The 18,667-nt window shown below is 71.1% G+C and carries 18 protein-coding genes; 7 read left to right on the forward strand and 11 right to left on the reverse strand.

Translation table 11 applies throughout. From position 1 onward, the window contains the following. Positions 1–112: 112 nt before the first annotated feature. On the forward strand, positions 113–1,021 hold the full coding sequence (locus ACMGFI_RS04185; RefSeq protein WP_436907572.1) for a PhzF family phenazine biosynthesis protein: 909 nt from the start codon (positions 113–115) through the stop codon (positions 1,019–1,021). 116 nt (positions 1,022–1,137) lie between these two features. Here the strand turns inward: ACMGFI_RS04185 and ACMGFI_RS04190 are convergent, their stop codons facing one another. Next, positions 1,138–2,160: an SDR family NAD(P)-dependent oxidoreductase gene (locus ACMGFI_RS04190; RefSeq protein WP_436907574.1), complete on the reverse strand. Its 1,023-nt coding sequence runs from the start codon at positions 2,158–2,160 to the stop codon at positions 1,138–1,140. 236 nt (positions 2,161–2,396) lie between these two features. Between ACMGFI_RS04190 and ACMGFI_RS04195 the strand changes: the two genes are divergently transcribed. Beyond that, positions 2,397–4,154: a glycoside hydrolase family 97 protein gene (locus ACMGFI_RS04195; protein WP_436907575.1), complete on the forward strand. Its 1,758-nt coding sequence runs from the start codon at positions 2,397–2,399 to the stop codon at positions 4,152–4,154. A gap of 18 nt (positions 4,155–4,172) precedes the next feature. Here ACMGFI_RS04195 and ACMGFI_RS04200 read toward each other — a convergent pair whose 3' ends face one another. Together ACMGFI_RS04200 and ACMGFI_RS04205 are read right to left on the reverse strand one after the other, a co-directional pair. Continuing rightward, complete coding sequence (locus tag ACMGFI_RS04200; RefSeq protein WP_436907577.1) at positions 4,173–4,562, reverse strand: PIN domain-containing protein; 390 nt, start codon at positions 4,560–4,562, stop codon at positions 4,173–4,175. Next, positions 4,559–4,759: a DUF7557 family protein gene (locus ACMGFI_RS04205; protein WP_436907580.1), complete on the reverse strand. Its 201-nt coding sequence runs from the start codon at positions 4,757–4,759 to the stop codon at positions 4,559–4,561. Before ACMGFI_RS04205 ends, ACMGFI_RS04200 begins: the two co-directional genes overlap by 4 nt. A gap of 126 nt (positions 4,760–4,885) precedes the next feature. Between ACMGFI_RS04205 and ACMGFI_RS04210 the strand changes: the two genes are divergently transcribed. Next, the gene (locus ACMGFI_RS04210; protein ID WP_436907582.1) at positions 4,886–5,515 is read left to right on the forward strand and encodes a dTMP kinase; all 630 of its coding nucleotides are present in this window, start codon (positions 4,886–4,888) and stop codon (positions 5,513–5,515) included. A gap of 98 nt (positions 5,516–5,613) precedes the next feature. Next, positions 5,614–6,792: an aspartate kinase gene (locus ACMGFI_RS04215; protein WP_436907584.1), complete on the forward strand. Its 1,179-nt coding sequence runs from the start codon at positions 5,614–5,616 to the stop codon at positions 6,790–6,792. Positions 6,793–6,929: 137 nt separating this feature from the next. On the opposite strand, the gene ACMGFI_RS04220 is transcribed toward ACMGFI_RS04215, so the two are convergent. Further along, positions 6,930–8,246 carry a PAS domain S-box protein gene (locus ACMGFI_RS04220; RefSeq protein ID WP_436907586.1) on the reverse strand — a complete coding sequence of 439 codons (1,317 nt, stop codon included), beginning with the start codon at positions 8,244–8,246 and terminating at the stop codon, positions 6,930–6,932. A 67-nt stretch (positions 8,247–8,313) separates the two neighbouring features. Here ACMGFI_RS04220 and ACMGFI_RS04225 point away from each other — a divergent pair, with 67 nt between their 5' ends. After that, a complete protein-coding gene (locus ACMGFI_RS04225; RefSeq protein ID WP_436907588.1) occupies positions 8,314–9,750 on the forward strand; it encodes a sodium:solute symporter family protein in 1,437 nt (478 codons plus the stop codon). Between the two features lie 25 nt (positions 9,751–9,775). Here ACMGFI_RS04225 and ACMGFI_RS04230 read toward each other — a convergent pair whose 3' ends face one another. Both ACMGFI_RS04230 and ACMGFI_RS04235 read right to left on the reverse strand, forming a co-directional pair. Continuing rightward, positions 9,776–10,483: a metallophosphoesterase family protein gene (locus ACMGFI_RS04230; RefSeq protein ID WP_436907589.1), complete on the reverse strand. Its 708-nt coding sequence runs from the start codon at positions 10,481–10,483 to the stop codon at positions 9,776–9,778. Positions 10,484–10,557: 74 nt separating this feature from the next. Further along, entirely contained in the window at positions 10,558–11,175 is a 618-nt protein-coding gene (locus tag ACMGFI_RS04235) for an IMP cyclohydrolase (RefSeq protein WP_436907590.1), read from the reverse strand. A gap of 147 nt (positions 11,176–11,322) precedes the next feature. Here ACMGFI_RS04235 and ACMGFI_RS04240 point away from each other — a divergent pair, with 147 nt between their 5' ends. Further along, positions 11,323–12,042 (forward strand): profilin-fold protein, encoded by a 720-nt coding sequence (locus tag ACMGFI_RS04240; RefSeq protein ID WP_436907592.1) that lies wholly within the window; start codon positions 11,323–11,325, stop codon positions 12,040–12,042. A 361-nt stretch (positions 12,043–12,403) separates the two neighbouring features. Here the strand turns inward: ACMGFI_RS04240 and ACMGFI_RS04245 are convergent, their stop codons facing one another. From ACMGFI_RS04245 to ACMGFI_RS04265, 5 genes are all read right to left on the reverse strand, one after another. After that, positions 12,404–13,549: a Gfo/Idh/MocA family protein gene (locus ACMGFI_RS04245; RefSeq protein ID WP_436907593.1), complete on the reverse strand. Its 1,146-nt coding sequence runs from the start codon at positions 13,547–13,549 to the stop codon at positions 12,404–12,406. A 154-nt stretch (positions 13,550–13,703) separates the two neighbouring features. Further along, positions 13,704–14,498 (reverse strand): hypothetical protein, encoded by a 795-nt coding sequence (locus ACMGFI_RS04250; RefSeq protein WP_436907594.1) that lies wholly within the window; start codon positions 14,496–14,498, stop codon positions 13,704–13,706. Positions 14,499–14,619: 121 nt separating this feature from the next. Beyond that, positions 14,620–15,648: a Gfo/Idh/MocA family protein gene (locus ACMGFI_RS04255; RefSeq protein ID WP_436907596.1), complete on the reverse strand. Its 1,029-nt coding sequence runs from the start codon at positions 15,646–15,648 to the stop codon at positions 14,620–14,622. 43 nt (positions 15,649–15,691) lie between these two features. Beyond that, positions 15,692–16,114 (reverse strand): DUF1648 domain-containing protein, encoded by a 423-nt coding sequence (locus ACMGFI_RS04260; RefSeq protein ID WP_436907597.1) that lies wholly within the window; start codon positions 16,112–16,114, stop codon positions 15,692–15,694. Between the two features lie 75 nt (positions 16,115–16,189). Continuing rightward, positions 16,190–17,230, reverse strand: a complete 1,041-nt coding sequence (locus ACMGFI_RS04265) for a radical SAM protein (protein WP_436907599.1) — start codon at positions 17,228–17,230, stop codon at positions 16,190–16,192. 250 nt (positions 17,231–17,480) lie between these two features. Between ACMGFI_RS04265 and ACMGFI_RS04270 the strand changes: the two genes are divergently transcribed. Beyond that, the gene (locus ACMGFI_RS04270; protein ID WP_436907601.1) at positions 17,481–18,662 is read left to right on the forward strand and encodes an MFS transporter; all 1,182 of its coding nucleotides are present in this window, start codon (positions 17,481–17,483) and stop codon (positions 18,660–18,662) included. The last annotated feature ends 5 nt before the right edge of the window (positions 18,663–18,667 follow it).

Here is an 18,667-nt window from a genome sequence, read left to right on the forward strand (position 1 = left end):
GTTGCGTTCGTGAGGGTCGCGGCGGGCCGGGCTGGAGCGGTGCTGGACCGTGGGGACCACTCGCACACCGGGAAAACGGCTTTCGGCCGCCGCCGAGAACGTCGGGCGAACCATGCGCCAGCCCCTCCACCTCGTCGACGTGTTCGCCCGCGAGCGCTACGCCGGCAACCAGCTCGCGGTCCTCACCGACGCCGCCGACCTGAGCGACGACGAGATGCAGCGATTCGCCGCCGAGATCGACTTCTCCGAGACGACCTACGTCGAGACCGACGCCGCGTCCGTCCCGTCGTCCGGCGACGGCGACCCCGACGCGTGGCCGGTCCGCATCTTCACGCCCGAGGCGGAGATCCCCTTCGCCGGCCACCCCACGCTCGGGACGGCCCACGTGATCCGCGAACACCTTGCGGACGGCCGGCCCGATAAGGTGGTCCTCGATCTGGACGTGGGCAGGGTCCCCGTCGAGGTCCGCGAGCGCGACGGCCGCGAGACGCTGTGGATGACCCAGCAACCACCGACGTTCGGCGACCGGCTCGCCCGCGAGGACCTCGCGGCCGTGCTCGGACTCGACCCCGGCGACCTCGACCGCGAGTACCCGGTCCAGATCGTCTCGACCGGACTCCCGACGGTCGTCGTCCCGCTGACCGACCGCACGGCTCTGGAGTCGATCGACGTGGATCGGGCAGCCTACGACGCCGTCACCGGCGACCGCGAGGCGAAGAACGTCCTCGCCGTCTGCCCCGACTCGCGGCGCGACGACACCGACCTCGCCGTCCGGGTGTTCGCGCCCTACTACGGCGTCCCCGAGGACCCCGCGACTGGCTCGTCGAACGGCTGTCTCGCGGCGTATCTCCGCCGCCACGCCTATCTCGGCGCCGACCCCGTCGACGTGCGCGTCGAGCAGGGCTACGAGATGGGACGGCCGTCGCTGCTCGATCTCCGCGCCCGCGAGAGCGACGGGGGCGACATCGTCGTCGAAGTCGGCGGCGCGGTCCGGCCGGTCGCCCGGGGCAATCTGGTCTGATACGGATTATTGCAAGCGTTTCCCGGGTCGCCCGCACGCAGTCGTGCGGTCGATCCCGGAATGACTTGCAATAATCCGTATGACTCTCCGGGAGTCTCGGCGTCGCCGCCGCGGCCCTACGCCTCCGGCGCCCGCTCGCCGTCGGCCCCGACGACCTCGCTGTCGTCCAGCGCCAGCCACTCGACGCTCGCCTCCCAGAGGTCCCGCTGAGCGTCGCGGTCGTAGGCCGCCTCGGCGGAGCGGACCGCCTCGCAGTCGTCGAAGTACTCGCCGGTGACGCCGGCTACCTCGGGCGAACTCGCAAGGTACGTCTGGGTCTCGGCGGACTCGGCGGCGGTGTCGACCGCGCCGGTCAACCGCCCGACGACGCCGAAGAGCTTCCAGCCCAGCCCGGCGAGGAGCGACCCGTTTCGGGACAGTCCCGTCGACGGCGACACGCCCGGATGACAGCAGTTCGCGGTCACCGACCCGGGCAGCCGCCGGGCGAGTTCGTACGTGAACAGGACGTTCGCGAGCTTCGAATAGCCGTAGGCCGCGACGCCGCTCGGCCCCTCAGGGCCGACGGCGGCGTCGAGATCCGGCTCCGCCCGCCGGTGGAGGTCCGAGGAGACCGTCACGACGCGGGCGGGGTCGGCGGCCGGGTCGGCGCCTTCCGTCTCCCGCTCTCCGTCACCGCCTCGCTCTCCGTCACCGCCTCGCTCCTCGGCCCGCCGCTCGCCTGTCGCGGCGAGGCGGTCCGCGAGGCGGTTCGTCAGCAGGAAGGTGGCGAGGTGGTTGACCGCGACGGTCATCTCGACCCCGTCGTCGCTCCCCGGCGCGTCCACGAGGCGACGCTCGCCCTGCCAGGTGCCGGCGTTGTTCACCAGGCAGTCCAGCCGGTCGAAGTCGGTCAGTACGGCGTCCGCGAACGCCCGCACCGCGTCGAAGTCGGTGAAGTCGGCTGCGTAGAAGGCGTGTCCCTCGTCGGGGAGGTCGGCGACCAGTTGCTCGCCCGCCGGGCGGTCCCGACCGTGGACGACCACCGTCGCACCGGTCGCGGCGAGGTTGCGCGCCGTCTCCGCGCCGATCCCGCTCGTCGACCCCGTCACGAGCACGACGTGCCCCTCCCCGAGCATCGAGTCGTCGACTGCGCCTGTCATGTCCCGCCGTTCGGCCCGGACCGAGTTAACGCCGCCGGGGCCTGGCCCGACAGCGGTCGGAGAGCGTGCGGACTCACTTCTGCGGCGGAGAGCTCCGCGCGGTCCCGCAGCCGCTGGGGCGCGTGGCGAGGTCGATACGGTTTGCGGTCGCGGGCCGGCGGTCCGCGACCCCCGTCGGATCGGGTGACCCGTTCCGCCACCCGCAACTTTTTGCGACGCCCGCGAGCCCCACGTGTATGCGCCTTATCGGTCCCGCCGACGCGAACGCGGTCGAGTTCGACCCCGAGACGGCTGAGCTCGCCGTCGAGCGCGACGGCACGACGCTCGTGACGCCCTCCGAACTGCCGGTCGGGAAACTCGCTCGCCAGCTCCACGGCGTCGACTGGACCGGCGCGGCGGTGTCGGTCGACGACGCGACCGAAGTGGCCGACGACTACGCCCTCCCGAAGGGGAAGGCCCGCGAGCGGCGCCACCGCGCGGTCGAGCGGACGATCACCTACGACCACCCCGACGCCGACGGCGTCGTCGAGGTGGATCTGCGCGCGGCCGCCGAGGGGGTGGCCTTCCGATTCCGCGCCACCGGGACCGCGATGCAGCGACACACCGGCGACGAGACCACGCTGTCGCTGCCCCGCGATACCGTCTCGTGGCAGACCCCTTTCGACGAGGCCCACGAGGCCAGCGCCCGCCAGCAGCCCATCGTCGAGACCGACGGGGAGTACTGCACGCCCGGCCTCTTCCGGGTAGACGACGAGTGGCTCCTGCTCGCCGAAGCGGGCGCCGACGGCGACTACGCCGCAGCCCGCCTCGTCGCCGAGGAGTCGGGGATGACGTTCGGCCTCCCGCAGACTCAGATGAACGCCCACTTCCCGCTGGAGACGCCCTGGCGCGTCGCGGTCACCGGCGACCTGGGGGACGTCGTCGAGTCGACGCTGGTGACCGACCTCGCGGGCCCCGCCGAGCACGACGACGAGTGGGTCGACCCCGGTCGCGTCGCGTGGTCGTGGTGGTCCGAGTCCGACAGCCCCGACGACTTCGAACGCCAGCGCGACTATATCGACTACGCCGCCGACCGCGGCTGGGAGTACGTCCTCGTCGACGCCGGGTGGCCCCGCCGCCGGTCGGAGATGCCCGACCTGATCGACTACGCGGCGGAGCGGGGCGTCGACGTCGTCCTCTGGACCCACTGGACGGACGTGAACACCGAGTCCAAGCGCGCCGAGCGCCTGCCGACCTGGGCCGACTGGGGCGCCGCGGGGATCAAGGTCGACTTCATGGACGCCGACGACCAGGGTCGAATGCAGTTCTACGACGACCTGGCCGAGGCGGCCGCCGAGCACGAACTCCTCGTGAACTTCCACGGCTCCGTGGTCCCGACGGGCCTGCAGCGGCGCTACCCCCACGTCATGACCTACGAGGGCGTGATGGGCGCCGAGTACTACAAGTGGAGCACCGTCACGCCCGAACACAACTGCACGCTCCCGTTCACCCGCAACGTCGTCGGTCCGATGGACTATACGCCCGTCACGTTCTCCGCCGACGCGGCGCAGACCACGCCCGGCCACGAACTCGCCCTGTCGGTCGTCTTCGAGTCGTCGCTCCAGCACTTCGCGGATTCCATCGACGAGTACGCCGCGCGACCCGACGCCGAGGGGTTCCTGGAGCGCGTCCCGGCGGCGTGGGAGGAGACACGGTTCGTCGGCGGGTATCCGGGCGTCGAGGCGACCGTCGCCCGCCGCGCCCGCGACGACGGCGGCGCATCCGGCGAGTGGTTCCTCGGGTCGATTACGGCGGGCCCCCAGCGCATCGTCACCGTCGACTGCTCGTTCCTCGCGAGCGGCGACGCCGACCCCGGCGACGAGTGGACCGCTCACGTCGTCCGGGACGAGGCCGACGGGACGCTCGAATCGGAGAGGTGGACGGTCTCGGGCGACGAAGCCCTCGATGTCGTGGTCCCCGAGAACGGCGGGTTCGCGGCGCGGTTCGAGCGATAGCGCCCGTCGTCGGAGCGACTACGCCCGGAGATTCGTGACCTGCATCACGGCTTCGAGCGCGTCCGTCTCGAAATCGCCGTCGGCGACGACCAGTTCGTCCCCGGTCGACCGAGCGGTCGCAGCGATCAGCAGGTCCGCCGTCGCCAGTCGGTCACCGTCGTCGATCAGTTCGTCCTGCAACCGAGCCGCCTCGATCGCGATGGATTCGTTCAGGTCGATCGCCTGCACGCCGGCGAAATCCTGCCGGATCGCGACGATGTCCGTGTCGCCGCTCCCGAGACGGCCGTTGATCACCTCGAAGACGCAGATCGTCGACGTGAGCCACGGTTCGCGGCCCTCGATGTACTCCCGAACGCGCTCGTCGCCGCTGAGGTACTGGATGATGGTGGACGTATCGAGAAACGTCATCGCTCGGGGCGCTCCCGCCCGTCGCGGAGGCGTTCCATGGCTTCGTCCGCCTCGTCGTCGTCCCAGGCACCGAACGTCATCGGCTCCCGGTCGCTCGTGATCCGCTGGAGAAACTCGTCCCAGGTCTCGTCGTCCCGCTTCAGGGCGTCGAGCCGCGCTTTGGTCTCCTCGTCGACCGGTATCGATGTCCGGCTCACGTGAATTTATTGGGAATTCATCGTTCAAAAACCTTCGCTGGCCGGGGGGACGGGCGCGGTCGACGCTTGGGTACCGTTCCCATCGGTCCAAACAGTTGATACACAGTCCGCTCGCACCCACGGGCGATGACAGGGACATTCGTCGTGCTGGAGGGGACGGCGGGGGCGGGCAAGTCCACGCTCCTGGACGCGCTCGCCGAGGAGTTGCGCGACCGCGGCGAGTCGGTCACGACCGCCGGGGAGTTCGCCGACGCCGAGGTGGGGCAGTACCTCGCGCGGATGCTGTCCGACGACGACTACGGCCCGGAGGCGTCCCGGGAGCGGGCGGTCACCCTGACGGCGGACACGCTCGCGAGCCTCGCCTACCAGGCCGAGACCGTGATCCGGCCGGCGCTCGACGAGGGCGATATCGTCCTCACCGAGCGCTTTCTCGACAGCGTCGCCGTCTACAACACGCCGCTCGTCGAGGCCCGCGAGGGGGTGTCGATGGACGCGACGCTCGCGGAGTTCCGCGCGGCGATGGGGGTCGAACCGGACCTGACCGTCCTGCTGACGGTCGACGACGAGACCCGCCGCGAGCGGTTCCCGGCCCACCGGCCGAACCTGCTCGACGACGGCGCCGTGGCGGACCGCCACGCCGAGCGCCAGCGGCAGTATCTCGACCTGCTGGCCGACCGCGAGGACGCCGTCGTCTACGGGAACGGCGGCGAGGTGCCCACCGCCGTCGCAGAAATTGCCGCGGAAATCGAACGATAGCGTAGTTTCGGCGCCGCGAGATGGACACAGTTATTCGGGGAGACGTGTAACGCCACGTCACCAGCTATGCGTCACGCACACACGATGCGGGTGATCCGATGCGGGTCGTAGTGAAGTTCGGGGGCACGAGCCTCGGCAACGGCCAGCGCGTCACGCGCGCGGCCGACTCCATCGCCGAGGCCATCGAGGCCGGTCACGAGGTCGCCGTCGTCGCTTCGGCGATGGGGTCGACGACCGACGACCTGCTCGACGACATCAACTACGAGGCCGAGGACGCCGACCGCGCGGAGATCGTCAGCATGGGCGAGCGCACCTCCGTCCGGATGCTCAAGGGGGCGCTCGCGGCGCGGGGCATCGACGCCGACTTCTTCGAGCCCGGCAGCGAGGGCTGGCCGATCATCACCGACGAGTACGGCGAGGTCGACGTCGACGAGACGAAGAAACGCGCCAGCGCGCTCGGCGGCCAGCTCTCCGACGTGGTCCCCGTGATCACCGGCTTCCTCGCCCAGGACCACCAGGGCAACGTCACCACCCTGGGCCGGGGCGGGTCGGACACCTCCGCCGTCATGCTCGGCAAGTTCATGGACGCCGACGAGGTCGTCATCGTCACCGACGTGGAGGGCGTCATGACCGGCGATCCCCGCGTCGTCGAGGGCGCCCGCAACGTGGGCGAGATCACCGTCGACGAACTCCGCTCGCTGTCGTTCCGCGGCGCCGAGGTCGTCGCGCCCTCCGCGCTGTCCTACAAGGACGGCGACCTCGGGGTCAGGGTCGTCCACTACCAGCACGACGACCTGCTCACGGGTGGCACCGCTATCGAGGGGGAGTTCGAGAACCTCATCGACCTCCAGGAGGACCGCCTGGCCTGCGTCACCATCGCCGGCCGCGCCATCCGCAACAGCCCGGGCATCCTGGGCGAACTCGCGACGGCGCTGGGCGAGGAAGGCATCAACATCGACGCCAACTCCTCGGGGATGGACTCGATCACCTTCTACGTCGACGCCGAGGACGCCGAGGACGCCGAGGCGCTGTTGCACGACCGCGTCGTCGAGGAGGACGCCCTCTCCAGCGTCACTGTCGAGGACGACATCGCCGTCGTCCGCGTCACCGGCAGCGACCTGCCCAACCAGCCCGGCACTGTCAAGCGGGCCATCGACCCCGTCTCGGAAGCCCACATCCACCTCTACGACGTGATCACCTCCGCCACCTCCGTCTCCGTGTTCGTCCCCTGGGACGACCGCGAGCAGACGCTCGAACTGATCCAGGACGTGTTCTGAGCGGCGACAGGCCACCCGGATTGCTCCGCCGCGACGCTAGAGGGCCGCCGCCTCGGCGACTACCGCTGTCGCAACGCCCGGGAGTCGGCCGCCGCGGACGGCCCCGGCGGCCGGGCGGGGTCCGGCGGAGGCGGCGTTCAGTCGGTATCCCGGACGCCGCGGAACGAGTAGTCCACCCCGCCCCGGTCGGTCTCGGCGATGAACACGTCCCAGCCGAGCGACTCGGCGGTGTGGCTCAGGATCGGCGGTTCCGGCGGCGGTTCCAGCGCCGCGGCGTCGTCGGCGGGCTCGACGGAGAGGGTGAACCCCTCGTCGTCCGCGGCGAGCGTCACCCCGAACCGACCGCCTGCGTCGGCCCAGGCGCTCCACAGCTCGGAGAACAGGCGGTCGACGACGGCCTCGTTGGCGGCGACCTTGCGGGAGGACGCGACCGCGAGCGTTGCAGCCTCCGGCCCCGAGCGGTCCCAGACCGCCCGGCAGCGCTCGCCGAGGTCGGTCCCGTGTTCGGTTCCGCTGTCGCGCCGGTCCGTGTCGACCCTGTCGAGCGCCGTCGTCACCGCGTCGCGGGCCGCCGCGAGATCGGTTCCCTCCGGGGCCGTCCCCTTCTCACCGAGCGCGTCACGGGCGGACGCCAGCAGCTCCGCCAGCTCGGTGACGGCGTCGTCGCCCAGCGCCGCCGTCGCCCGCCGCCGGGCGTCGACGCGCCGGACGACGCCGAGGACCGCCGGCTCCCCCTCGTGGACGACGCGGCTGCCGCTGACCTCGATGTCGAACCGCGCCCCGTCGCTTCCCCTGGCGGTGACGACGTAGTGGACGCTCTCGACGTCGCCGGCTTCGCGGCGCTCGATCGCCTGCCGGACCCGCTCGCGGTCGGACTCGTCGATGAACGCGAGCGTCGGTTCGCCGACCATCTCGTCGGGCTCGTAGCCGAACATCTCCGCGAACGCCGGGTTCACGTACTCGAAGACCCCGTCCTGCGAGAGACCGATCCCGACGACCGACTGCTCGACCAGGCGCCGGTAGCGCTGTTCCGTCAGCGCGTGCTCCCGGTCGGCCCGGTAGCGCTCGGCGTACTCGACGATCCGGTTGGCGAGCAGCTCGAAGTGCTCCGATTCGCCCGCCTTCTGGAGGTAATCGGTGACGCCCGTCGAGATCGCTTCGCTGGCGATCTCCTCGCTCCCCTTGCCCGTGTGGAGAATAAAGGGGACGCGAGAGTCGATCTCGCGGACGCGTTCGAACAGTTCGAGACCGTCCATTCCCGGCATATCGTAGTCACTGACGAGACACTCGTAGCCGTCCCCGGTGTCGAATCGGTCGAGCGCGGCGACCGGCCCGGTGACACCCTCCGCCGCGATCCGCTCGTCGGCTTGTTCGAGCATCGCCGTCGACAGCGAACAGAACCCCTCGTCGTCGTCGACGCAGAGAACCCTAATACCGCCCGATCCACCGGCCATGAGACACTGTTCAGGGCAGAATCATTTAGTTCATGGGGTGGTACGTCGTTCACACTGAGATCCGGATATGTCCGAGCGTCGTGACCGACGGGCGGACGCGTCCCAGCGGCGCTCCGCGGTCGAGGAGTTCTTCGTGGCCGACCGGGACGTGAACTGGGTCCTCGGGAGCGCCTCGCTGACGGCGACGCAGGTCAGCGCCGGCACGTTCGTCGGGACGGTCGGCATCCACTACGCGGTCGGCGTGAGCTTCATCGCCATCTGGCCGGGGATCTGGCTCGGCTGGCTCGCCTCGATGCTGTACGTCGCCCCGCAGCTGCGTCGGTTCGGCGGCGTGACGGTCCCGGAGTTCGTCGCCGCCAGGTTCGACGCCGACGGCGCGAACGGCCGCCGGGTCCGCGCGCTCGTCGCGGCGCTCGTCGCGGCGATCTACCTCGTCTACACCGCCGCCCAGTACGTCGCGGGCGGCGTGGTGCTGGAGACGGTACTGGGGGTGCCCGACTACGTCGGGATCGCCGCGCTCGCCGCGCTCGCGCTGTCGTACACGCTCGCCGGCGGAATGCGTGCGAGCGTGCGGACCGACGCCGTCCAGGTCGTCGTGATGGTCTCGGGACTCGTCGCGGCCGTCGCGCTCGGGCTCGCGCGAGTCGGCGGCCCCGCCGCGCTGTACGAGCGGGCCGTCGCCGCCGACCCGGCGCTGTTCGGGTGGGGGATGTCCCCCGTCGACATCCTCGGGTTCGCGCTGGCGTTCGGCCTCGGGGTGACCGTCGCCCCCTACGAAGTGAGCCGCGTCTACGCGATGGAGAGCCCGGAGACGGTCTCCCGGGCCATCCGCGGGTCGGTCGCGATCCAGGCGGTCATCGCGGTCTGCGTCGCCGCTCTCGGTCTGGTCGCCAGGGTCCGCTACCCGTCGCTCGCGACGCCGGACGCCGCGCTCCCCACGCTGGCCCAGTCGCTGCTCGGTCCCGTCGCCGGGGGGCTGCTCCTGTTGGCCGTGCTGGCGGCCGTCATCAGCACGATCGACTCCGTCCTGCTCGTCTCCTCGTCGGCGCTGGCCTACGACCTCTACGCCGGAGTGGTCCGATCCGGCGAGGGCAACGACCGGGACGCGGGCGGCGCCGATGTGCTCGCCGCCGTTCGCCTCTCGACGGTAGTCGCGGCGGTCGTGCCGGTCGCGCTCGCGCTCCGACCGGGGCTCATCGGCGGGCTCGTCCAGGTGATCGTCGCGCTGTACTCGGCGCTGGTCGCCGGCGCGCTGTTCGCGCCCGTCGTGCTCGGGCTCCACTGGGACGGCGCTACAACCGGCGGCGGCGTCGCGGGCGTGGTCGTCGGCTGCGCCGCCGTCGTCGGCTGGCACGTCCTGACCGCGGTCGCCGGTGCGGTCGCCCCGCCGCTGTCGCTGGTCCCGCCGGTCGCCGCGGGCGTGGCCGCGAGCGCGCTCGCGGTCGTCGTCGGTTCCTCGGTTTCGCTGCCGACGGAGGCGCGTCCGGGCGACAGCGACGCCTGACCGCCTCCTCGTCCTGAACCGCCGCTCACTGCCCGGAGCGCAGGCGCGTCCCGATCCGCAGCGGGAGGTCGGCCTCCCGAACCGCGTCGACGACCCTGTCCACGTCGTACTCGACGCGGCGGGCCTCGATCTCCCGGCTGTCGAAGTCCACGAGCGAGTAGGCGGCCCGCGGGTCGCCGTCGCGCGGCTGGCCGACGGCGCCGGGGTTCAGGATCAGTCCCTCGTCGAAGAACTCGTGGCCCTGGACGTGCGTGTGGCCCATGACGAGCACGTCCTCGTCCCCGAGCATCCCCGGGTTGTACTCCTCGGGGTAGGTGTAGCGGTCGGGGTCGTCGGGGTGGCCGTGGACGAGCCGCATCTGCCGGTCGCAGACGACCCGCTGTTCGGGGAGGTCGCCCAGCCACTCCAGCTGGTCGTCCCCGCAGGTCTCGCGGGCGTGGTCGACCGCCGCGGCGGCCATGTCGTTGAACCCGTAGGCCTGGTCGAACGCGACCGCGCGGTCGTGGTTGCCCATCACCGTCGGCACCTCGCCGTCGGGTAACATCGCGGCCGCCTCGTCGCTCAGCCCGTGGTCGCCCTCGCCGCGGATGGCCGCCGTGCACTCGGCGTGCCAGGGGTTGTACCCGACCACGTCGCCCGCGCAGACGAGCCGGTCGACCGGCGGCATGTCCTCCAGGACCGCCTCCAGCGCCACGAGGTTCCCGTGAATGTCCGAGATGACGCCCACTTTCATGGCCTCCCGTGCGCGCTCCTCGCTCTTAGTAGTACGGCAGACTCCTGTCAGAAACGCGACGCCGACGGGTCGGACTACGCCTCGCCGTTGTAGATGGCGGTCTCGAAGCCGGCGACGCTGTCGCCTGAGACGCCGACGGCGCAGACCTCGTGTTCGAACTCCATCCCGTAGGCCTCGCTGGCGGCCGCCGCGGCGTCGGTCGCCGCGAAGTCGGCGGGCTCCGGGCTGTCCTTCTCGTAGGTGGCGACCAGCGTCGGCTCCGTCACTTCCTCGACCAGCAGGGCGTCCCGGCGGACCGTCCCGACGACGGCGCCCGGCCCGTCGGCGTTCGTGCTCGGGTCGGCGGCGTCGACGCCGACGACCCCCGCGACGCGGGGCGTGTCGTAGTCGTCCTTCTCGAAGTCCAGCGCCAGCAGCGGCTCGGCGAGGGCGTCGCGGGCGGGATAGCCCAGCGCCAGCTTCTCTGCGATGGGGTCGACGTGCGAGCCGTTGCCGACCACGGCGCCGCTGTCGGTCAGCCGCAGGCAGTTGTACTCGACGTAGGGATTATCCGTCTCGGGGGCCTCGGGCGTGGGGCCGACGGTGACGGTGCCCGGCTCGCGGCCGGTCGCCTTGCGGTTCGGGAACGAGCGCGAGGAGACGCGGTAGGCGCCCACCTCGGGTGCGACGACGACGAAACGTCCGACGTACATAGACCGTGGTCGGCCCCAGGCGCGAAAGTAGGTGTCGATACGATGTGACGAGGCGGCGGCCCACCCGCGACGGTTCGCCCCCGACACGGGACCGCCAGCCCGGGTGGAAACGCGGGTGTTATGCCCATCCCGCCCGTGGATCCGCCGATGACAGCAGGGCTCGACGCGGACGTGGTCGGCGCCGACGCGGCCGCCGACCGCCGGGACGAGGTGGTCGCCGCGGTCACCGACCACGCCGGCCGGATCGCGCGCGAACTCGCCCGCCTCCAGGGCGGCGACTACGGCACCCGCGAGTTCGACACCGACCGGGGGACGTGGACGCTCAAGTACGAGGCCGGCGACGTGCAGTATCTGCGCTTCGAGGGCCGCGGCGCCGACACCTACGTCGTTTCGACCCAGCAACCGCCCGATCCCGAGGAGTTGGCCGCGGCGATGGCCGACTACGACGCGTTCGTCGAATCGTTCAACGACTACGTCCGCTCGCTCGACGGCGTCCTCGACGATGCCGCCGACGACCTCCCCGAGATCGAGTCCGTCGACTCCGTGGTGGAGGCCCGCGAGCGCATCCTCTCGCGGATGCGCGAGGCCTGCGATCAGATGGCCCAGCAACTCCACCGGGTCGAGGGCAACGACTACGGCACGTTTTCGGCTCGCGTGGGAAGTTCCCGCTGGGAACTCAAGTGGGAGGAGGGGCGGGCCAGCTACCTCCGCGTCGGCGGCGAGGGCGGGGTGTATCTCCTCTCGCAGTACCAGCCGCCCGCCCCGAAGGACCTGCGCGCCCACGCCGACGACTTCTCCGGGTTCGTCGACGCGTTCAACGAGCACGTGCAGGAGATTTCGGAGAGTCTCGATACCGTCGAGTTGTAGCGCGAGACGTTCGTTTCGGTTCGTCCACGACCTGCTTACCCGGAGTGGCTGTAACCGCTAGGGACAGCACTCGACAACAGGCGCTGAAAGCCCTCGGCCCGCTCGCGGTCGCTGAGCGGGATACCCTCGCTTCGCTCGGGTAGTGCCCGCTCAGGCGACTACACGAGCGCGAGCGCGCCTCGCCCTTTCAGTCCGCCAGGCACGGCACCGCGACCGCACAGCACCGCAGACAGCCACTCACCTCCCCAGCCGATTGCGTTGCTCGCAAGCTGCGCTACTCATCCCTCGCGCGGCTGTTTCGAGCGGCCCGCCAAGAGGCGGGCACGCTCGACAGCGCGCGCCGACTACAGAGATCGACCAGCTACAGTTCCACAGCGGTCGATTCCGACCGTTCGGCGATCTCCTCGGCGGTCAGCTCCCGACCGGCTTCCTGCGAGAGGTAGATCCCCTCCATGATCCGCATGGAGTTGAGCGCGAGTTCGCCGGTCGGGATCGGCTCGCCGTCCACGTCGCCCTCGATCGTGTCGATCCAGTGGGCGAACTGGTCGTCGGTCTCGGCGGTCTCGTAACCGTCGCCGGCGATGAGCCCCTGGCGGCGCTCGTACTCGTCCAGATCCAGCGAGACGGTCGCCTCGTAGTCGCCGGTCGTGGTGTAGAACTCGAAGGGGTCCAGCTGGAGGCCGCCCTGCGAGCCGGCGACGACGCTGGGCCGGTCGGGGAGGTACATGTGCCAGGCTGCCCGGAGTTCGAGCACCGACCCGTCTGCGAGGTGGGCCGTCCCGACGCCGGCGTCCTCCACGTCGTAGCCCGACTCCTCGAGCCGGCCGGTGTAGGTGTCGCGATTCTCCCCCACCAGTTCCTCGGCGTAGGCGTCGTCGGTCCGCTCGAAGGTCGCGCCGCCGACGCGCTCCACGTCGGCGTTGCCCAGCAGGTAGAGCAGCTGGCCGAGGACATAGGTGCCGATGTCGATGACCGGGCCGCCGCCGGCCGACTCCTTCGAGACGAAGCCAGGGGTGCCGTAGCCGTCGATGTACGGGCGGCCGCGGCGGCGGGAGTAGACCCCGCGGGCGTAGTAGGGCTCGCCCAGTTCGCCGTCGTCGACGAGACGGCTGGCGGCGCGCGTCTCGTCGCTGAACAGCTCGTAGTTCTGGACGCCGATTCGGACGCCCGCGGACTCGGCTGCCTCGGCCATAGCCTTCGCGTCGGTGTAGGTGGCGGCCATGGGCTTCTCGGTGAAGATATGCGCGCCGGCGTCGGCGGCGGCCTCGGCGACGGGCCGGTGGAGGTTGTTGTGGACGCAGACGCTCACCGCGTCGGGGTCCGCGTCGTCGAGCATCTCCCGGACGTCGCCGTAGGCGTCGGCGCCGTGCTCACCGGCCAGCGCGGTCGCCGCCTCCTCGTCGATGTCAGCGACCGCGACCACGTCGGCGCCGTCGACCTCGTCGTAGGCGTCGGCGTGGGCCCCTCCGCGGTTGCCAGCGCCGACGATGCCGATCTCGACTGCCATATGTGTTGACCACTTTCCACTGACAAGAACGCGCGTTTCCCGGCGAGGATCGCCCCAACTCCCCGGCCGCCGTGGTCGGGGTCCGGTCACGCCGTCCGGCCACACCGTTCGGCCGCGCCGTCCGAGTTCGTTGTCCGGCCGTACTCGCCGCCGGCTACTCGCCGACGACGACCACGATCCGCTCGCGCTCGCTCTCGGCCGGACAGTCGTCGGCCCGTTCGACGGGGACCGTCTCGTTCAGCGATTCGACGGTCGCCTGCGACGGGAGGACCGTCATGTTGGCGCGTATCCGGCCGTTCCCGCCGACGCTCGACGGGAAGTAGGAGCCGCCGCTCCCGTAGAGGACCGCCACGTCCGACCGGGCGGTCCCGTTGAAGACACAGGCCCGCGCGGCGGGGAACGAGACCTGCTCGCGGTAGACGAAGTCGTTGTCGACCGTCGCGGAGCCGACGACGACCGCCGTCGACTGGTCGGGGTCGGCGGGCATCTCCGCCGACCCGTGGACGGTCGTCTCGTAGGTCAGCGGGCTCGTCCCGAGGTCGGCGGCGACGAGCGCCCCGCCCGCGACGGCGACCACGACGACGGCCGCGACGGCCTCCCCGCGGCGCAGGCGGTAGCGGCGCTCCTCGACGACGTAGACCGCGCCGAACAGCGCGACCAGCGCGAGTCCGACGGCTGCGAACGTCCCCGCCGTCCCGAGCGAGTGCGTCGAGGCCGCGTAGCCGACGGTCCCCGCGAGCAGCGCGGCGTACAGGAAGAGCATCCCCTGCCGGAACCGAGTCGCCGCCCCCCCGACCACCGCCAGGGTCGCGCCCAGCGCGAACAGCGCCGACTGGACGGTCACCGACAGATCGGGCCCGACCTGCCGGACGAACACCGCCACCCCGGCTACCACGACCAGGGCGGCGACGAACTCACCGACCCGCCGGCCGAGCGTCCGGTCGCTCATCGACGCACCTCCGTCCGCCGGTCGCGAGACACTGCAGGCACATCCCCGGGTTCATGTCAGACCCACTAAACACCTGCGACAGCGCGACGGGGCGGGGGAGTGTCACAGCGAGCGTCCGGCGTCACTCGACGAGCGGGAGCGCCTCGCCGGCGTCGGCGCTCCGGCGGGCCGTCTCGACGACCCGGTGGGCCGCCCGACAGAACGCGGGGTCGCTCGGCCCCTCGGGCCGCTCGGCGGTCTCCAGACAGTGGATCAGGTACGAGACGAGATCGCCGTACCGCTCGGGTAACTCGTCCGGTTCGACGGCGTAGCCCTCGGGCCGCTCGGCGGTCGTCACGCGGATCGGCGCCCCGCGCTCGCGGGTGCTGATCGCCCCGTTCGAACCCACGACCTCGTAGCCCGTCGGCGGCTGGGGTTCGGTCTCCCAGGGGTGGCTGAGGAGCCGCCAGTTCGTCTGTAGCGTCGACAGCCCACCGTCGTACCGGCAGACCGTCGAACTCTGGGTGTCGACCGCGAGGTCGTCGGGGACGAACCGCTCGGCGGTCACCCGCTCGGGAAGATCGCCGCCCCGGAACCACGTCGAGAAGGTGGCGCCGTACCCCAGGTAGTCCAGCATCGACCCGCCGTCTTCGGCGTCGTAGAACCACGACCCCTCCGGCGGCGCGCCCGCGTTCCCGCCGTAGTACTGCACCTCGCGGACCTCGCCGACGGTTCCCTCGTCGACGAGGCGCTTCACCGTGTGTTTGACGGGATCCCACGTCGACGGCCAGTTGACGACGAACAGCTCGTCGCCCACGGCGTCGAGCATCCGGTCGCAGTCGGCGAGCGTGTGGGCCATCGGCTTCTCGACGGCCAGCCCGGCCACGTCGTGGGCGACGACCCGCTCGACGAACGCGGCGTGGTCGGCCGTGCGCGGACAGCCCAGCACCAGGTCGGGGTCGGTCGCCGCGATGCAGTCGTCCAGGTCGGAGAAGACGGCCGCGTCGGGCGCGCCGAGGTCCGCCACCGCCCGGTCCAGCGACCCCGTGGAGGTCTCGGGGCGCTCGTCGCAGACGCCGACGAGTTCGGCGTCGGGGTGGTCGCGCACCCGCTCCAGGTTGCGGTTCTGGTGCATCTGGTCGAAGTTCGCGCCGACGAATCGCCAGGCCATACTCGCCGTACCGGCGCCAGCACCGAAGGCGCTCGGGTGCCTGTCAGCTCAGCCCGACCCGCCGCTCGCGGGCGACCGTGTAGCCGACCACGACGACCACCCAGACGGCGATCCCCGCCATGAACAGCCCGAACGGGACCGTGTAGCCGAGGTTCTCGGCGAAGATGTAGCCCTGCGCGGCGGCCATCAGCGCCATCGTCGCGACGGTGACTACCCCCAGCACCGAGGGATCCTCCGGCGGGTCGACCCGACCGGCGCCCTCGATGATCAGCATCGTCGCGAGCATGACGACGGGCAGCGATAGGATCGCGACCGGCTTCGACGCGAAGTTGTCCGGCTCGCCCGACGCCGAGAAGTGGATCGCCATCTCCGCGGGGAGTCGCTCCCACAGCGCCAGCCCCGCGAGCAGCGTCGCCGCGACCAGCGCCAGCGACAGCCAGTCGTAGCGGTCGAGTCGGAGGGCCATACGCGACCGTTCTCACCCGAGTGTCAAGAATCCATCCGGTCCGCTGCGATGAGTCGACACCTCCGGCGCCGGACCTCAGTCGCCCGCCGCGGGCTGGCCGCCGTCGCCGCCCCCGCTCCCGCCCGACAGCGGCGTGCGCTCGACGACCGTCCCGTCGTAGGTCGGGTACTGCTCGACGATCTCGCCCTCGGGCACGTCGCCCTCCTCGACCATCTCCTCCAGGAGCCACCACGCCACCTCGACGTGGTTCGACTTGACGGTGTAGTACTCCTCTGGGACGCCGAGTTCGTCGAGCCGCGCGGCGTCGACCCACGTCTTCCCGTAGACGAGGGTGCCGTCGTCGGTGATCTCGTCGAACGGCCGGCGCAGGGTGCGGGCCATCCGCTTCATCCGCCGGCGGTGCTGGGCGGCGTCCTTGAAGACGCTCGTGCAGAAGTACACCTTCTCGTGGTCGCCCATCTCGTCCAGGATCTGCTCGCGCGGGCTCTCGACGGCGCTCATGTGGCCCTCGCGCAACTCGAAGCCCTCCTCCTGCATCCGGCGGTAGTTGCCGTCGGACATCTCGAACTCGTTGATGTTGCAGAAGTCGGCCGCGCCCTCGTCGAGGAACTCGATGAACTCCTCCTCGGCCCGGATGCCGGGGATCTCGAAGGCGGGGGTCAGCCCCTCCTCGCGGGCGATGTAGAGGATGTCCTCCCACTCGGTACCGTGGAGGTCACCCCACTGTTCGAGCGGGGGGTGGAAGCGGATCTCGTCGAGGCCCGCCTCCGAGAGCCGGCGCATGTTCTCCCGGCCGCCGGTGATGCCGGTGTAGAGATGCGTGTGGAAGTCCTCGCCGTACTCGTCTTTGAGTAGCGAGAGATAGCGAGTCGTGCGGCCCATCGCTTCCTGCGGTTCGCCGCCGGTGATGGACGCTCCGAGCGCGTCCATGCGCTCGGCCTCCTCGAGCACGTCCTCGTCGGACTCGACGGGCCGCTCGTTGGCGTAGACCTGCTCGACGTTCTTGCGGTTCTCGCCGAGGGGACAGTAGAAACAGTCGCGCTGGTCGCAGTAGCCGTAGACGAACAGGACCATCTTCCCGCCCTTGGCGCACTGTTCGCAGCCCTCGGATATCATCGGCCCTACCTATCCCGTCGAGCGGGAAAAGTCGTGCGTTCCCGACCGGGAGTGTGAACCGGTGGCGTCCGCTGACCGCGCGACCCGTAAGCCGGGACCGCCACGCGAGTCGGAAGCCGGGACCGTAGCACGAACCGGAAACCCCGGCCGCGAGCGCGAGCCTATTAGGGGTCGCCCCGTTCGACTCGGCCAGTGAGCCGGACCGAGTCGCGCGACGAGGACGAGCCGCCGACCCCGACGAGGTACTGACGTGGCCGAGACCACCGACCGCCGCGAGCGCCTGCTGTGGACCGTCGCCATCTTCGCGTTCGTCACCACCGACGCCGTCGGCTTTCAACTGCGGGGCGCCCTGCTACCCAGCATCGAGGAGAGCTTCGAGGTCTCGCAGGGACTACTCGGGCTCGTCGCCACCGCGGGCACGCTCGGGTTCGTCGCCTCGGTGCTGGTCGTCGGCCTGGTCGCCGGCCGCATCGACATCTACCGCGCGCTGGTGGGTAGCGCCGCCGTCGTCGCCGTCGGTGCCGTTCTGACGGGGATCGCGCCGGTCTTCCTCGTCTTCCTCGCGGCCCTGTTCCTCCGCGGGGTCGCGACGGGGCCGTTCCGCGCGCTCGACCGGGCGGTGCTGGGCCACCTCTACCCGGAGGGTCGCGCCCGCATTTTCAACCGCTACGCCCTCGTCTGGGCCGCCGGCGCCGCCGCGGGCCCGCTCGTCGTCACCGCGGCGCTGGCGGCCGGCAACTGGCGGTTCGCCTACGGCGTCGTCGCCGTCGGCTTCCTCGTCTCGACGGTCCTGCTCGTCCGGCTGGACCTCCCCGAGTCGGTCGCGACCGAGCGGGAACTCACCCTCGACGACCTCCGGGAAGTCCTCCGCGAGCCCGCCGTCGCCGGGATGGCCGGCGTGCTCGTGTTCAACGGCGGCATCGAGGGGACCCTCTTTACCTGGCTGCCGTACTTCGCCGCCCGGCAACTCCCCGCGGCGGAGGCGAACCTCGTCCTCTCGACGTTCCTCGCGGCGTACGTCCCCGGCCGGCTGGCCTACAGCTACCTCGCCGACCGCACCGGCCGCACGCTCGACCTGGTGCTCGTGACGCTGACGCTCACCATGCCCGCGCTGCTCGCAACGATCTACCTCGCCGACGGCCGCTGGCTGTTCGTCGCCGTCTTCGCGCTTGGGCTGGTGATCTCCGCTACCTTCCCCACTCTCTCGGCGTTCGGGATGAACGCCGCCCCCGAGTACAGCGGCCCCGTCAACGCCATCTCGACGAGCGCCGGCTACGTCGGCATCGCGCTGGTCCCGCCCGTCGTCGGCCTGCTGGCCGAGCGCGTCGGCCTCCGCGCGGCGCTCGGGATCCTGCCCGCGTTGCTGGTCGCCATGCTCGTCGTCGCCGGCGTGACGCGGGTGTACCAGGCGCGCCGCGGCGCGCCGACGTAGGTGAA

This window comes from Halosimplex marinum, from assembly GCF_051414075.1.
GTDB lineage: Archaea > Halobacteriota > Halobacteria > Halobacteriales > Haloarculaceae > Halosimplex > Halosimplex marinum.